The organism is Pedobacter jaeyakensis, assembly GCF_054461315.1.
In genome coordinates, this window is the sequence record NZ_CM136921.1 from 3168311 (window position 1) to 3183353 (window position 15043).

13 protein-coding genes and 1 tRNA gene are annotated in these 15043 nt (G+C 41.8%); 7 read left to right on the forward strand and 7 right to left on the reverse strand.

From position 1 onward, the window contains the following. Positions 1-369 precede the first annotated feature (369 nt). Positions 370-933, forward strand: a complete 564-nt coding sequence (locus ACXZ1K_RS14140; protein ID WP_458970317.1) for a dihydrofolate reductase family protein — start codon at positions 370-372, stop codon at positions 931-933. A gap of 346 nt (positions 934-1279) precedes the next feature. On the opposite strand, the gene ACXZ1K_RS14145 is transcribed toward ACXZ1K_RS14140, so the two are convergent. Both ACXZ1K_RS14145 and ACXZ1K_RS14150 read right to left on the reverse strand, forming a co-directional pair. Continuing rightward, entirely contained in the window at positions 1280-1630 is a 351-nt protein-coding gene (locus ACXZ1K_RS14145; RefSeq protein WP_458970318.1) for an ArsR/SmtB family transcription factor, read from the reverse strand. After that, a complete protein-coding gene (locus ACXZ1K_RS14150; RefSeq protein ID WP_458970319.1) occupies positions 1627-2058 on the reverse strand; it encodes an SRPBCC family protein in 432 nt (143 codons plus the stop codon). The genes ACXZ1K_RS14145 and ACXZ1K_RS14150 overlap by 4 nt, the downstream gene beginning before the upstream one ends. A gap of 154 nt (positions 2059-2212) precedes the next feature. Here ACXZ1K_RS14150 and ACXZ1K_RS14155 point away from each other — a divergent pair, with 154 nt between their 5' ends. Both ACXZ1K_RS14155 and ACXZ1K_RS14160 read left to right on the forward strand, forming a co-directional pair. Continuing rightward, positions 2213-2548, forward strand: coding sequence for an ArsR/SmtB family transcription factor (locus ACXZ1K_RS14155; RefSeq protein WP_458970320.1), 336 nt, complete (start codon positions 2213-2215; stop codon positions 2546-2548). Between the two features lie 2 nt (positions 2549-2550). Continuing rightward, positions 2551-2979 carry an SRPBCC family protein gene (locus ACXZ1K_RS14160; protein ID WP_458970321.1) on the forward strand — a complete coding sequence of 143 codons (429 nt, stop codon included), beginning with the start codon at positions 2551-2553 and terminating at the stop codon, positions 2977-2979. 405 nt (positions 2980-3384) lie between these two features. Here ACXZ1K_RS14160 and ACXZ1K_RS14165 read toward each other — a convergent pair. Next, a tRNA-His gene (locus ACXZ1K_RS14165) sits at positions 3385-3460 on the reverse strand. Between the two features lie 176 nt (positions 3461-3636). Between ACXZ1K_RS14165 and rnhA the strand changes: the two genes are divergently transcribed. Further along, a complete protein-coding gene (gene rnhA / locus ACXZ1K_RS14170) occupies positions 3637-4110 on the forward strand; it encodes a ribonuclease HI (protein ID WP_458970322.1) in 474 nt (157 codons plus the stop codon). A 141-nt stretch (positions 4111-4251) separates the two neighbouring features. Then, positions 4252-4494 (forward strand): hypothetical protein, encoded by a 243-nt coding sequence (locus tag ACXZ1K_RS14175; protein ID WP_458970323.1) that lies wholly within the window; start codon positions 4252-4254, stop codon positions 4492-4494. Position 4495: 1 nt separating this feature from the next. Here ACXZ1K_RS14175 and ACXZ1K_RS14180 read toward each other — a convergent pair whose 3' ends face one another. Then, positions 4496-5341 (reverse strand): alpha/beta hydrolase, encoded by an 846-nt coding sequence (locus tag ACXZ1K_RS14180; RefSeq protein ID WP_458970324.1) that lies wholly within the window; start codon positions 5339-5341, stop codon positions 4496-4498. 128 nt (positions 5342-5469) lie between these two features. Between ACXZ1K_RS14180 and ACXZ1K_RS14185 the strand changes: the two genes are divergently transcribed. Further along, entirely contained in the window at positions 5470-7803 is a 2334-nt protein-coding gene (locus tag ACXZ1K_RS14185; RefSeq protein WP_458970325.1) for a GH92 family glycosyl hydrolase, read from the forward strand. On the opposite strand, the gene ACXZ1K_RS14190 is transcribed toward ACXZ1K_RS14185, so the two are convergent. Both ACXZ1K_RS14190 and ACXZ1K_RS14195 read right to left on the reverse strand, forming a co-directional pair. Beyond that, positions 7804-9186: a sugar porter family MFS transporter gene (locus ACXZ1K_RS14190; RefSeq protein ID WP_458970326.1), complete on the reverse strand. Its 1383-nt coding sequence runs from the start codon at positions 9184-9186 to the stop codon at positions 7804-7806. It abuts the gene before it with no gap. A 25-nt stretch (positions 9187-9211) separates the two neighbouring features. Beyond that, positions 9212-11014: a class I mannose-6-phosphate isomerase gene (locus ACXZ1K_RS14195; RefSeq protein WP_458970327.1), complete on the reverse strand. Its 1803-nt coding sequence runs from the start codon at positions 11012-11014 to the stop codon at positions 9212-9214. 154 nt (positions 11015-11168) lie between these two features. On the opposite strand from ACXZ1K_RS14195, the gene ACXZ1K_RS14200 reads away from it, so the two are divergent. After that, positions 11169-11900 (forward strand): GntR family transcriptional regulator, encoded by a 732-nt coding sequence (locus ACXZ1K_RS14200; RefSeq protein WP_458970328.1) that lies wholly within the window; start codon positions 11169-11171, stop codon positions 11898-11900. Here ACXZ1K_RS14200 and ACXZ1K_RS14205 read toward each other — a convergent pair. Continuing rightward, a complete protein-coding gene (locus ACXZ1K_RS14205) occupies positions 11897-15040 on the reverse strand; it encodes a GH92 family glycosyl hydrolase (RefSeq protein ID WP_458970329.1) in 3144 nt (1047 codons plus the stop codon). The two genes, ACXZ1K_RS14200 and ACXZ1K_RS14205, sit on opposite strands and share 4 nt — an antisense overlap. Positions 15041-15043: the final 3 nt, after the last annotated feature.

Genomic DNA, 15043 nt, shown 5'->3' on the forward strand with positions numbered 1-15043 from the left:
ATTATTGATATGTAAAATACCATATAACTACTATATAAGTATTATTTATAGATATGTTATCATTATGATTGACATATCCTTGCGTTATCTAATAGGATATTTCAAAGATATATTAAGTATATTTCAATGATATGTCAAGGATAATGCAACCTACTATTTATATAATAATTTTTTAATAATTACTTAGTTGACATATTGGTCTCTTACTCTTGACAAATTCATTTTTTTCCATTCTCACCGGTCAGCCTGTTCCAACTTGAAATCGAAACTATATAACTTCTCATCTCTAGTTAAAATTGTCTTAAAAACACCTTTTTTTTGTCGCACGTAACCCTAATAATTATTTGCTGCATTGATTACTTTTGAATTATGAGAAAGGTATCATTTTGTATTAACATTAGTCTGGATGGTTATTGCGATCACACCCTGGGCGATCCAAGTGAGGAACTAATGGAGTATTTCGCGGCCACGATGGATGATGTGGATTTGCTGTTTTATGGTCGAGTGATGTATCAGCTGATGTTTCCCTATTGGGCCGATGTTGCAAAAGAACGTTCCGGTTCTGCCGCCGAGATCCATTTTGCGGAAAGACTGGTGGCTATCGATAAGGTTGTGGTCAGTCGAACGCTAGAGAACGTTGAGGGAAATACAACTATTATTCGCAGCGATCCCGCTGCTGAAATTTTGAGGCTGAAACAGCAGACTGGTAAAACGATTTCGGTGGATACCATAAGTATGTTGCCGGAATTGATGGCAGCAGACCTGATTGATGAATTCCATCTGGTTTTGCACCCGGTTATAGCTGGCAATGGAAGACATTTATTAGACTCAGGCAGTCTCTCAAATATTTTTAAGTTGACTCTTGTAGAAACAAAAACTTTCAAAAATGGCTGCGTAGCACTTCACTACCAAAAAAGAGACTACCAGGCATAGTCGTATTTGCCAGGCACAACTGTACGGCCAGTAGTACTAAATATTTCATTTTTTAGAGTTTAGCATTTAACTTTTCAAGCGCGGCATACTCCTCGTTGTCTTCACTATCATATGATTTTATCGACTTCTGATAGGCAGCAAGGGCACCTCTTTATTTCCGGTGGAGCTCAAAGGCTTTAGGAAGTTAGCTCTTACCTGAGCTTTAGGATCCGAAGATAATCAATTCCCGATATCCTATCCAACTCCACCAAACCAGAGTTTATTAATTAGGGGGTAGTTTGCTGAGTAGAAATATGTCAGTAATGTGTAATAATTGCACACTTTTGTTGAAATTCCCACATGAACATTAGGTATCGTGATTTCGGTCAATTGACACCTTTGCTTCATTTTTGTTCATTAATGATTCCAGACCTGAAATTTTCTGCTTCCAGAAATTATCGTAATAGTCCAACCATTCTCTGAGTCCCGCAAAACCCTCTTGGCTCAATAAGCAGAACCGTTCTCGCCCCCTTTCTTCTATGGCAATAAAACCAGAACCTTCCAAAATCTTAATATGTTTGGAAACCGCGGGTCTGCTCATCTGGAAATTGCCTGCAATCGCATTGATCGTAAGGCTTTCCCTAGAAAGCAGTGCAAGCATCTGTCTCCTTGAGGGATCGGAGATTACCTGAAAAACATCCAATCCTTGCGCGCTCATGACTGTTCCCCCATTTTCCTTTCCAAACGCTTCGCGATTTTGAGCCATCCTCTGCCCATAACGATATAGGGAAGGTAGTTGCGAAGACCTTTGAACCCAGAATGCACCAGTGTAAGTTCAGTTCCCGTTCCCATCGGCACTAAAGTCCAGGTAACAACCGAGTTTAGTTTTACATCGTCGCCGTCCCCTCCCCGCCATGAATACTTGAGCATTTTCTGTGGTTTGAATTCTAGCACCTGACAGTAAATCCTGCCGTCAAAGCTGAACTTTTTGATTGGTTTTGCTCCAAAGATAAACTTGTGCCCAACTTCCAGTTTAAAGTCGGTCGGTAATAGCCATTGTGCAAGAAGCTCCGAATCTGTTAAATATTCCCAGACTGTTGCCGGAGGATAGTTGAAATACCATTGATGTTTAATGCATTTTTCCATAATAGGTAACCTTAAAGTTACGCGAATATAATAAGTAACTTTGAAGTTACCTAACTAAAGTTCTCTTGTTATAAACGCTGGTTATAATTAGTTCAAAAATATTTGCGTAACCAAATGGTTTCCTATAAATTTGTAACCAAATGGTATCATATATATGGAATTAAGACGTGACATTTTCCAAGCAATTGCAGATCCAACCAGACGAGAAATCATCGGTCTGCTCAGCGAACAGTCGATGAACCTGAACGCTGTTGCGGGACACTTTGATACCAGTAGGCCGGCCATTTCCAAGCACATCAGGATCCTAACGGAATGTGGGCTTTTGACCATCAGTCAGCAAGGCAGGGAGCGCTACTGCACCACCAACGTCCAAAAGCTGAAGGAAGTGGACAATTGGATTTCTCAATACCGCAAGTTCTGGAATCACAAACTTGATGCGCTGGGTGAGTTCCTTGAGAAAGAATCAGACATAGAAAATCAAAAACAATAGATATGCAAGCACAACCACTAATTGTAGAAAGGAGTTATCATGCTCCAATCGAAAAGGTCTGGAAAGCGATCAGCGACAAGAATCAGATGAAACACTGGTACTTCCAACTGGAAGAATTCAGGGCGGAAAAAGGGTTTACCTTCGAATTTTCTGGAGGTGATGATAAGGAACAATACCTGCACAGATGCGTGGTGTTGGAAGCGGATCCGCCCAACAAACTCAGTTACAGTTGGACTTACCCGGATCACAATAATGGCTATTCTGTTGTGACTTGGGAATTATTTGATAAGGGCGATGGTAATACCCTGCTCAGGCTCACGCATGAGGGACTAGAAAGCTTTCCAAAAGACAGCCCAAATTTTGCAGTCGCAAGCTTTACCCAAGGCTGGAACTTTATCCTTGGCGAATCACTGAAAAAGTACCTGGATTAATCAATATGCCTAGCAGGGTTGACTGCCCTGCTAGCTTTTTGTACAAATTTTCCGGAGTCTAGAATACCGAAAGATCAAAGAAGAAAATAGTTTGGTCATTGCACGTTTAGAGATGCGCCTAAACGAAGTAAACGTGCAGAAGTCGACGCATGTAAACATCAAAATGCTCACTTAAATGGCAGTGAACGCACTTTGTGAACTGGGTAAGCTATAGGATATATCGAGTGTAGAGGCTAAAAGATACCTAGTAGGCATTTTGTTTCCAGAGAAAATCAGCTATTCTTGGGAGTACAGTCGAACCACAAATCTCAACACGATTGCAGCCATAACCTACCTGAAAAACAAGGAATTACAAAGACAAAAAAAAGGGGAAAAATCTTAAATTTAAGACTTTTCCCCAGCTATGGGTGGAATATGGGGCTCGAACCCACGACCCTCGGTACCACAAACCGATGCTCTAACCAACTGAGCTAAAACCACCATGTGTTTTTCAACGCTACAAAAGTACGATTAAAAACATTTTATTCAAATATTTTTAAAGTTTCAGTCCGTATTTCTTTTAATGCTTTAAATCCCAGCATTTTGAATTTCACATCAGCCATTAATCCAAGTTCAAAAATTGCTTTTATGGCTTAAAAACATAGATTTGCTGTACTTATGATCGAAATCTATACCGACGGAGCAGCAAGTGGAAACCCCGGACCAGGCGGATATGGTGTTATTTTACGCTCTGGGCAGCACTATAAAGAACTTAGCGCCGGATTTAGAATGACGACCAACAACCGTATGGAACTGTTGGCAGTAATTGTCGGCCTTAATGCGATAAAAAGTCCAGGGCAAGATGTTACCATCTTTTCAGATTCTAAGTACGTGATAGATTCTGTTGAAAAAAGATGGGTATTTGGATGGGTAAAGACTAACTTTAAAGGAAAAAAGAACCGCGATTTATGGACGCAATTTTTAAACGCATATAAGCAACATCAGGTAAAATTTGTTTGGGTAAAAGGGCATAACAATCATCCTGAAAATGAACGCTGTGATGAGCTCGCTGTTGCCGCATCAAAGAACCGATCGGCGCAGACTATCGATGCGGAATTTGAAAAAGAAAAGGACAAACCTTCTCTTTTGTAAAATCGGATAAAAAATATTTAAGCTTATTCCGCCCTCCAGTTAAAGTTCGGGGCGATTTCTCAAATACTTATTAAAAAAAATAAAATGAACAGAACATTCTGCAATTCAGTACGTTAGATTAGTGTACCAATTCCCCAAACTATGGAACAATTCAGAATTGAAGTTGCAGACTTCACAGGACTCGGACAAATCTTCGACATCAGGACCGAAGATAATGAGCATTATCAAATTTACAACGACCGGCAGGAACGTATGGCAACTATCGAGATTGATCGAAATGAACCGCAGTATTTCAGACAAAATCTCAATTGCAGACTAGCGCTTCCTATTCTGGATTCTATCAAGGAAAGCATACTCCTTCACGAGGAAGTGGAAGCCAATTGATCTACTCTTTTTTCTTTACCGGATATAATAACCTTAGGGCATTAAAGACCGCCTGATGTGTGACGGTGGCGTGGTCTTCTGCCGGTAAATAATCAAAATAAACTTTCACATTTCTATTCGCCGTCTGCAGTTTCTCTGCAAGCAGGTTTGCATCTACTTCCATAACGTGAGGTATTTTACTTGGACCTAGCCCCTCCTTTCCTACTCCTATATAAATTCCTGTTTTTTGTTTGAAATCTGCTCTCAAAAAGGCTGACGACTGATTTAGTAATGAACCGTCGTCCCACCATAAACTTGGGCTTAAAATAATATACCTGTTAAACAGATTCGGCTTTTTAAGCAGCAGTTCAGTTACGAATAGACCAGCAAGTGACTGCCCAATGATTGTCTTACTGTCATTTACTCTAAAATTCTTTGAGATATAAGGTTGTAGTTCACTTTCAATGAAATCCATAAACTTATCAGAATGACCTGCAGTTGGGTATCGCTTTTGATCGTCTGCCAACTTTGTTGGATAGGTAAAATCCCGTTTGCGGTCAACATTAGCGATGCCAACAATTATTGATTTAGGTACGCGATCTATCCAGGAGAAATTGTTAAACTGGTAAAGGCCAACTATATGTATAAAATCTTCGTCTGCAGAGCCATCCAATAAATAAACAACTGGATATCTCGTTGTATCAGCTTTATTATAACCTTCGGGAACATAAATATTCAGGATTCGCTTTTCACCAAGTCTTACTGATTGAATTTCGTCTATTTGCCCGAGAATAAAGGGTTTAGAACTTTGTGAGTAGCCAATGTAGACAATAAAATTGAGCAGGAACAGGGTAATTATACATCTCATGCGCCAAATCTAGTGATTGCAATCAGAAATAATTAGTATGTTTATACATAGTATCTATTAATCGACCAATATATAATAACATGTACGTACATAATTTTAGAGCTTTTCATAGAGGATTAAACAGTCTAATGATTGCAGGAGTCATTCTACTTTTATCTTGCAGCGTCCAAAAGGAGTCTGTTTTAAAATATGTTGATCCTAACATAGGAACTGCACACAGTCGTTGGTTTTTTTATACACCGGCAGCCCTTCCGCATGGAATGGCTAAACTGGCTCCTTCTACTAATGGTCATTACGGCAACCCATCTGGATGGGAAGCCGTTGGTTACGATACCCGGCACAACTCTATTGAAGGTTTTGTACATTTTCATGAATGGCAGATCGGTGGAATTTCTATCATGCCTACCGCCGGTCCATTAAAAGTCAGACCAGGTACGCTAGAAGCTCCCCGAAGTGGGTACCGGTCTAACTTCGACCGTAAAAACGAAGTGGCAGAGCCGGGCTATTACAGGACTATTTTGGATGATTACGGAATTAAAGCAGAGCTAACAGCAACGGAGCGTGTTGGTTTCCATAAGTATACATTCCCTAAAAATGAAACTTCGCGGATAATCCTGGATATTGGAAACAAGCAGGGAGAGAGCGCGGAAGTGACTAATGCCTCTATAAAAATGACGGATGATACGCATTTCGAGGGCTATGTAACCACTTACCCGAAGTATATACAACAATATGATGCTAAAGGAAAAATAGCAATGTATTTTTATGGAGAACTCAGCAAGAAGCCACAAAGTATTGGATCTTTTGACGCCGTAGAAGCACATGCCAATTCAAGCTATGCGAATGGAAAGGGCGCTGGTTTGTATTTGGAATACAATACGACTGCTCAGGAAGTGATTGAAATTAAAGTGGGGTTGTCGTATACTGCTATAGCTAACGCAAAGATAAATCTGGAAACGGAAGCTGGCGACTTAACGTTTCAGCAAGCGAAGGACAAAGCACAGCAGATTTGGCAGCGGGAACTGACCAAAATCTATGTACAGGATACCAGCAAGGTTAACAAAGTAAAGTTCTATACTGGCCTGTACCATGCTTTACTCGGTCGCGGAATTGCGAGTGATGTAAATGGTTATTTCCCTAAATACGGTGCAGACTCTATCGGCAGACTACCACTAAAGGCAAACGGAAAACCCAATTATAATTTCTATAATACAGATGCCATCTGGGGCGCTTTCTGGAATTTAACCCAACTTTGGGCACTATCCTACCCCAACCGTTATAAGGATTTTGTGCAAACGCATTTGGAGGTTTACAAGAACAGGGGCTGGTTTGGCGACGGGATTTCCAATGGTCAGTTTACTTCGGGCGTTGGTACTAACTTTGTCGGTTTAGCAATTGCTGGCGCTTATAATGCTGGAATTAAAGACTATGATATAAGCCTTGCCTATAAAGCAATAAAGGAGAATGAATTGAATGGTTTAAACCGGCCAGTAGGTTCGGGAAAACTGGATGTCGAAATTTTCAACAAAAAAGGCTATGTTCCGTTTTTAGACCAAAATATCACTGATGAGACAGGTTCTCAATTTGCAGCCTCTCATACCATGGAGTACAGTTATAGCGCATTCGCAGCGGCACAAATGGCAAAATCTTTGGGAAAGACTGCTGATTATCAAGACTTCATTAGCAAGTCAAATGGCTGGAAACTGTTACTTAACCCCGCAAATAAACTGATTCAGCCCAGATATGCAGATGGCTCCTTTATAGGCAATTTTGATCCGCTCCAGCCATGGCGTGGTTTCCAGGAGGGGAATGCAATCCAGTATACGTTTTATGTTCCGCAAAATCCTGCCGGATTGATTGCTGCGATTGGCAAGGAAGAGTTTAACAGTCGCCTGGATCATATTTTTACTATAGCACAGAAAAACGGTTTTGGCGGTGGTAAAGAGATTGATGCTTTTGCAGGTATTAAATCGAACTACAATCATGGCAATCAGCCCAACCTTCATGTAAGTTGGTTATTCAATTTCTCTGGTAAGCCCTGGTTAACACAGAAGTGGGTAAGGGCAATTTGTGATGAGTTTTATGGCACGGAAAGTATCCATGGTTACGGATATGGACAGGATGAAGATCAGGGCCAATTGGGTTCCTGGTACGTAATGGCGTCTATGGGACTGTTTGATGTAAAGGGGTTGACCGACCTCCGCCCAATTATTGAACTGGGCAGTCCGGTTTTCCAAAGCATAAACATCAAACTTGGGAATGGAAATAGCTTGAGCATAGTTACCAAAAATAATTCCGCAACTAATATTTATGTCCAATCAGCCAAATTCAACGGCGTTGAATTGAGCAATTGCTGGATGTATCGTGACGAACTGATGAAGGGTGGAAAACTGGAATACGTAATGGGGGCGACGCCAAATACAAATTGGGGAGTACAAACGCCTCCCCCTTCTGCCCAATAATTATTTCTTCTCTTTCCAGAAGGTTTCAATTTCTTCCAGTGACTTCCCTTTGGTCTCCGGCAGGAGTTTGTACACCGTAATAAATGCGATAAAGCAGAAGAAACCGAATACCCAGAAAGTAGCTGCGGTACCGGCTTCTTTCAATAGTATTGGCGTAACCTGTCCCATTATGGTATCTGCTACCCACATGACCATAATGCTGACCCCCATAGCCTTACCTCTAATTTTGGTAGGAAAAATCTCTGAGGCCACTACAAACTTAAGCGGGCCAATGGAAAAAGCAAAACAAGCCAGGAAAAGCGTCATGCTGATGATTAGAAATACACTAGTGGTTAGACCCAGGTAGAACAGTAATCCGGTTGCTGCTAAGCTTACTGTTGCGCCTATTGTTCCTGCGATGTAAAGTGGTCTTCTACCCCAATCATCAACTTTCCAGATCGCGATAAAGGTGAACACCAAATTGGCGATTCCAAATATGACTTGCCCCAGAAAGGAATTGCTCAATGCTATCCCTGCATCATTCAATATTGAAGGACCAAAATAGATAATGGCATTAATACCACTTAACTGGGAGAAGAGCGGCAACAGGATGCCCAGCAGCAATGCTTTTCTTAGCGTAGGACTAAACAATTCTTTGTAAGTTCCAGTTTCATCGCTTTCTTCTATGTTTCCCGAAGTTGCAGGTTGCTCCTTTCCGTTGTCGATCCTGTTTAGGATATCAAGCCCTTCTACTCTAAATCCTTTTCTAAGCAACCAACGAGGACTTTCAGGCACAAAAAACAGTCCTAGTAAGAAAAGCACTGCCAGAATTGTTCCTATGCTAAACATGCCTCGCCAAACTTCAGTTACGAATATCAAATCGGTAAGGGAACTAGTTGCACTGGCCATGTTCAATTCTGAATGACTTAGCAACAGGGAGTTGGTGATGTAAGCCAGTAATATACCCACAGTTATGGCTAGCTGATAGCAGGTAACTAACCTGCCCCTGACATTAGCCGGTGCGATTTCTGACAAGTATAAGGGCACCACTATAGAAGCTATCCCAACACCTACTCCGCCAATCAATCTGGCTACGATCAGGAGATCTAAAGAATGTACCAATGCGCATCCAATGGCCGAAATTAAAAACAGTAAGGCAGAAAGGAAAAGCAATTTCTTACGACCAAGCCTGTCGCTCAAATCGCCGGAAAAGGCAACCCCAACGATACAGCCAACTAGTGCGGAGGATACGAACCAGCCTTCTTGTAAGGCGGTTAAATCAAATTGTTTGCGCACAAAAGGCAATACACCTGAAATTACGGCCATATCAAAACCAAAGAGCAAACCGCCCAGTGACGCAACCACCGTAATGAGTGCCAGGTAAAATTTATAAGATGTGTTCATTTTATATTTGGTTAGTTTTTTTGTTTTAGTCGAGATTGATTTCTGGCTTAATAAATGATTGAATCACTTTAGCTCGGTCTTTTCCGTTATTGGTTAGTTTATAACGCTTTGCCGCAGCGGGGATAACAAAGGTCTCTGCATATGCAAATTGTTGTGACGGGTATCCTTCTACATGTACAGTTACAGAAGTGCCTTCTACAAGCATTAAAACATGGCAAGACTCCACTGTATGGAGTTCCACATCCGTATCAAATTCTACGCGACAAACATCATAAAAATGATCTCTATGAGTTGCCAAATGGATCAGCTGCCAGTCGCCCCCTTCGTTGATCACTTCAGGATGTGCCACATGTTCCTTCTCTACCAAATCGCCTTTTCGCTCAAACCTCAAATTGTTAAAGGCATGTGCAATGTTTATAGGCCTCGGGTTTCCATTAAGATCCAACGACAACCAGTCGTACATTTTAAAAGTAAAAATATAGGGTGTCGCACTGATTTCCAGCACCATGTTATTTACCCCTGAACTGTGTACAGTGCCGTTAGGGATCAGGAATAAATCGTGTTTGTGCGACGGGAATGCCTGTACAAATTTTTCAACATCAATCGCTTTATTTTCTAATTGGCTTTCTTCTAACTCCTTACGGAATTGAACCGGATTTATATTTTCCTGGAAACCCAGATACACCTTCGCACCGGGCTGACAATCCAATATATAATAGGTCTCGTCTTGCGTGATGGCTTCTCCAAAATGCTCACTGATGTATTGCTTTGAAGGGTGACATTGTATAGACAGGTTACCGCCATCAAAAGTATCCAGAAAATCGAACCTAATTGGAAAATAAGGACCGAAAGCATCAGCATATTTACCAATTACTTCATGGTATTGATATAGCATTAAAAAATCAAAGGAAACTTCCAATAAGTGCTTGTCGCTTTCAAAGACAATCCCGTTCTCTGGAGTAATGAGTTCGAACGACCAGGCGTAATTAACTTCTTCTGCGTTTAATCCGCTTATATTTGATTTCATCCACTGTCCGCCCCAGGAGCCTTTTTCAAACCAGGGTCTTACGCGGAATACGGAATGTGCCATATCTTTCAGGCCTTTTATAAGATCTGTTTTATACATCCAATTGAGGGAAGGCGACTGTTGTGCATCTGCGATAACTTCGATCTTTGGCAGCAATTGATTCCTGTGCTGATCCAACATCACCCAGTCTACAAAATAAAACCGCTTATACATCGCCGTTGGCGATTCTTTCTCTGATTTACCCAAGTTAAGCACTGCACCGGCGCGCATCCGGTATTGAATCTCGTTTTTAGGGATGTCAAAATATGCCACCGGGCAATCCCAGTTCAATAAACCAGCGCCAACTCCTATAACGATATTTAGCTGGTACTCGCTATCCGGCTGTAATTGCAGAAAATCTGTGCGAAACAACTCTGAAAGATTTAGCGTAGTTTTCCTACCCCACACATCCGCTGGCTCATTTAGAAACGGTGATGCCAATTGATCAATTTCTTTTTCTGCTATCAGATAATCGGTAGTGAAATGCCAGTTGGCTATCAAACCTCTTTCCGCCAGTTCAAGCTGGATCTGCTGATAAATCTCTTCAAAGAAAACACCCCCGTAACCATCGATAAGTACGTATTGATGGGTTACGATCCAGTCGCACATTGACGAATAGCCACTAAAGATTTTCCCATCACCCAGTGGGTGGTATGGAAATGGATTATAAGTAAACTGATCTGTGTTGGTTAAGGATAATTTAGTTGGTAAAAGTGGCTGGGAACTTTCTCTCCAGGACGTATTATTTATGGGATCGATCATGAACAAATTGAAAATCTTATAGTCAAATATAATCAATATGTATTAACATATGCAATACAAAAAGAAACATATTGTACAGACATACTTTTGATGGAAAAATATTCATTTTTGCTATATTGCATCCTAAAAACAGGCTGACCGCAACATTAATCCCATGAAAATCGCACTTAATCCAAAAAGCTCGGTACCACTGCATATGCAGGCAGAAGAGTTGTTGCGCAAAATGATAAAAGACCCATTGTATCAAAATGGAAAGTTGCTGCCTAATGAAATCGACCTGGCAAATGAGCTTAACATTTCACGCACCACCTTGCGCCAGGCCCTGAATAAACTGGTTTACGAAGGTTTGCTGATCAGAAAAAAGGGCGTTGGCACTAAAGTGGCAGATACCATGATCAGCTCCAAATCTGCCAACTGGCTCAGCTTTTCTCAAGAGATGAAAGCAAGGGGTATTCCCATCAAGAACTTCGAACTGCATGTGAGCTGGGTTTATCCTGAAGAGAAGATTGCCGGATTTTTTAATATTGCCACAGATCAGAAAATATTGAAGCTTGAGCGGCTTCGGGGTCGTGTTGAAGGTCCTTTCGTGTACTTTGTATCCTACTTTCATCCACGCACGGGTTTAACCGGAGAAGAAGATTTTAAACGGCCCCTGTACGATATATTAGAGATGGATTATCATGTGATCACGGAACTCTCTAAAGAAGAGATCAGCGCAAAATCTGCCGATAAATTTATCGCTTCAAAACTGGAAACTGAGGTGGGCAGCCCTATTCTATTCCGTAAACGATACGTGTACGACCAGGCGGACAGACCTATTGAATACAATCTTGGTTATTACAAAGCCGATAGCTTTATATATTCTGTAGAAAGCCGTAGAAGTTAATCAATACCCCACTGCGTGTTTGGCTTCGGCCCCATTTGTAGTACCAATTTACCTCCCTTTAACAATTCTGACGCAGGAAACTTGAAGGAATTGAGGACTTTGCCATTAAGGGTTGCGCTTTGCACGTACTTATTGTAACGGGATGCATTTGGCGCTTCAATAACGAAAGACTTACCTCTCCCATATTGTTCACCCAGATCAATGGCCACTTTGGAATAAAGCGGGCTACCGATCTCATAAATAGGATCAGCACTACAGCCTCCATCAGTTTGAAACAATCCTATTGCTGCCATTACAAACCAGGCGCTCATTTGGCCCTGATCTTCATCGCCCAGGTAAGCGTTTGCCAAATCGTATCCATAATAACGATCTACAATGGCCCTGCTCCAGCGCTGCGTTAACCATGGCTTTTTAACCCAGTTGAAAAGGAATGCGAAATGCATGCTTTGTTGGTTTCCTTGTATGACAGGATAATCCCAATATTGATCACCGGGTGCATTGTACCTAAGCCTGTCGCTTTCCCCAAAACCCCAGGAAAGTCTTTCAATAAAACGGTCAACACCAATTGCTTTTGCTAGCCCAGGCACATCTTGTGGAACAAAATAGGTTAGCTGCCAGGCATTCCCTTCCACGTAATGTTCATTAGCGCCCGACTTAAATGGATCAAAGTTAGGATACCAGCTTCCATCAGATTTCTTCAGCACCGCATAACCTGATTTTTCATCTATTACATTTCTCCAATAGTTAGCTCGCAATGCAAATTCATCTTCTTTTTCTTTCTTGCCGAGCGACTTAGCGAATTGTGATACTGTCCAATCATCATATGCGTACTCTAGTGTATTGGAAAACCTCCCCTTATCATAAGGCACATATTTATATTTTAGATACGCCTCCAGATCACGGTTTCCTGCAAAACCTAAACCTACTTTTTGAGCAGGAGTCGTCTGCATTTTATTTACAGCTGTAAACGCCTTTTGGGCGTCAAAATCTCGAATGCCCATTTGATAGGCACCAACAATTAACGGAATTTCATGTTCTGCCACCATCACAGGAACATAGTTCATCCCTGCCGGCCCTTTAGCCAACCAGCCATTGGCATCGTACATAGCCAATTGTGATTTTACCCATCTGGATGACCACTCTGGTGTTACCAGATTCCAGAACTGGTTTAAGTTCCAAAATGTATTCCAAAAGGCATCACAGCCGAGGGCCAAGGCATTTGGGTCTTTTAGCTTTTGAATCTTTTGCGTAGCATCTACCCAGCTTCCATCCAGATCACTCCAGGTATTCCTGCTGGCCAGCCCGCGGTACATATTGGTATAAAATCTTACCTTTTCCCGTCTGTCGTTAGTGGTGATTGCTACTCTTCCGATCAACTTATTCCAGGTATTGCGCTGTCCCTCCCGCACTTTGTTAAAGTTCCAGCCGTAGGGCTTACTCACTTCTTCCGACAAGTTCTGAGATGCATTTTGAATGCTGACTAATGAGATTCCGGTACGCATCTGTACTACAGGATTTGTGCGGGTATCGAATTCTACATAGGCACCCGCATCTTTAACTTCTCCTGTTTCTAATAGATCTTTACCGCTTACTTTATCATTTATCCAGGTTCCAAATTTTCTGATGGGCTGATCAAATTCAATTACAAAATGGATGGTATAGTCCTGGTTGACATCACCCGACCACGCATTTGGGGTAAACTGCCTGCTAAAACCTTCTATACGGCGGTCGCTTACCTTTTTCAGCGTCACGTTTTTCAATGCATATGTATACTCGGCCGGAATCTGCAGATCGATCATTACCCTGGAATCAGTCGCCCTTGGATAGGTGTATCTTTGAAAACCACATCGTGTTGTTGCAGTCAATTCTGCTTTTACGTTGTAAGTCTTCAAGTCTACTTTGTAATATCCCAAGGGGGCTTCTTCGGTCGCTTTGTCTACCTCTGACCGGTATCCATCCCCTTTAATCCTTTCATCTCCCCCTTTAATTTTTAAAGGCCCGTTAACCGGCAGCATTCCCAATCCAGCCATCGTCCATTCGTGAATATGACTGAAAACACCAACACTTTCGAACGTTGGATCATAACCTGCCTGCCATCCAGGGTTCTGGTTATCCGGGCTTAACTTAACCATGCTAAATGGCATCCAGGGACCAGGGGCAATCATCCATCTGGAATGTGCGGTACCCATTTTAGTATCCACGTAATCTGCCGGGGTAAAAAGTTGCTGGGGAGCTCGTTTTACCCTTCCCTTTTCTACCGGTTGCCCGTTGCTAAATATTTCATACGTACTTTCACGCGGCGATATCACTGTTGCCATCGGAACTTCAAATTGGTATCTTGCACTATCCAGCTGTGTTTTAAATACCAGCGCACCATCAATTTTGACAGTCAACACAGGTTTACCTTTAAGGTGCTGTACATCAACCAGTAAAGGTTGAATTCGCTTCCCAGCATCATTGATTTCATAAGAAGCCGATTTCACTTCCCTAATAAACAAATTAGAATGATGAGTTAAAATTGTTGTTGCCGGACCTAGAAGTTTCACCTGGTCAAACACAAGCCAGGATCCATCGAGCGTGGTCATGCGCACTTCATTACCACCTTTCCTTAGTAGGCTTGCGGCTACAGGCAATTCCCATATCAATTCTTTGGCACCAGATAGATCACCTGTTACTGTATTGTCCATCCCGTGCTTATCGAGTTGTTTTACAAAGCTCTTTCCGTTAATGGAAACCTTGAATAAAGGTGGTGTGATGGACTGGTAACCGACCAGATCGATGACTAATTTGTAAGTTCCAGGAGCTGGATTATTCTGAAATCCAAATAGAATGTTTGCGTTATGGGTCCGCAATCCAGATGTTGGCCCTGTACCTCCCCAACCGTCATCGGGTCCTGGCAATACATAAGGGAAATCGATCTCTGGTTTAGAAAATCCTATTAGGAAGAAGCGGTCTTCCCAACCAAAATCTTGATCCAGAAACTTGGCATAGCCTGAAGGGGCAAGTGCCATTCCATCACTTCTATTGTCTGCTTTTCCTATTTCCCAGATGATTTTGTCCTGGGCATAAGTTTTGGTAGCGATGAAGCAAAAGAATGCCAGCAATACCGGTAAACACAATTTTAATTTTATATTCAGCATCGG

Excerpts from the sequence above, each read along its gene's own strand:
- ACXZ1K_RS14200 (WP_458970328.1), top strand. The coding sequence starts at position 11,169 with ATGAAAATCGCACTTAATCCAAAAAGCTCGGTACCACTGCATATGCAG.
- ACXZ1K_RS14160 (WP_458970321.1), top strand. The coding sequence starts at position 2,551 with ATGCAAGCACAACCACTAATTGTAGAAAGGAGTTATCATGCTCCAATC.
- ACXZ1K_RS14190 (WP_458970326.1), bottom strand. The coding sequence starts at position 9,186 with ATGAACACATCTTATAAATTTTACCTGGCACTCATTACGGTGGTTGCG.
- ACXZ1K_RS14140 (WP_458970317.1), top strand. The coding sequence starts at position 370 with ATGAGAAAGGTATCATTTTGTATTAACATTAGTCTGGATGGTTATTGC.
- ACXZ1K_RS14145 (WP_458970318.1), bottom strand. The coding sequence starts at position 1,630 with ATGAGCGCGCAAGGATTGGATGTTTTTCAGGTAATCTCCGATCCCTCA.
- ACXZ1K_RS14185 (WP_458970325.1), top strand. The coding sequence starts at position 5,470 with ATGATTGCAGGAGTCATTCTACTTTTATCTTGCAGCGTCCAAAAGGAG.
- ACXZ1K_RS14195 (WP_458970327.1), bottom strand. The coding sequence starts at position 11,014 with ATGATCGATCCCATAAATAATACGTCCTGGAGAGAAAGTTCCCAGCCA.
- ACXZ1K_RS14180 (WP_458970324.1), bottom strand. The coding sequence starts at position 5,341 with ATGAGATGTATAATTACCCTGTTCCTGCTCAATTTTATTGTCTACATT.
- rnhA (WP_458970322.1), top strand. The coding sequence starts at position 3,637 with ATGATCGAAATCTATACCGACGGAGCAGCAAGTGGAAACCCCGGACCA.
- ACXZ1K_RS14150 (WP_458970319.1), bottom strand. The coding sequence starts at position 2,058 with ATGGAAAAATGCATTAAACATCAATGGTATTTCAACTATCCTCCGGCA.
- ACXZ1K_RS14155 (WP_458970320.1), top strand. The coding sequence starts at position 2,213 with ATGGAATTAAGACGTGACATTTTCCAAGCAATTGCAGATCCAACCAGA.
- ACXZ1K_RS14175 (WP_458970323.1), top strand. The coding sequence starts at position 4,252 with ATGGAACAATTCAGAATTGAAGTTGCAGACTTCACAGGACTCGGACAA.
- ACXZ1K_RS14205 (WP_458970329.1), bottom strand. The coding sequence starts at position 15,040 with ATGCTGAATATAAAATTAAAATTGTGTTTACCGGTATTGCTGGCATTC.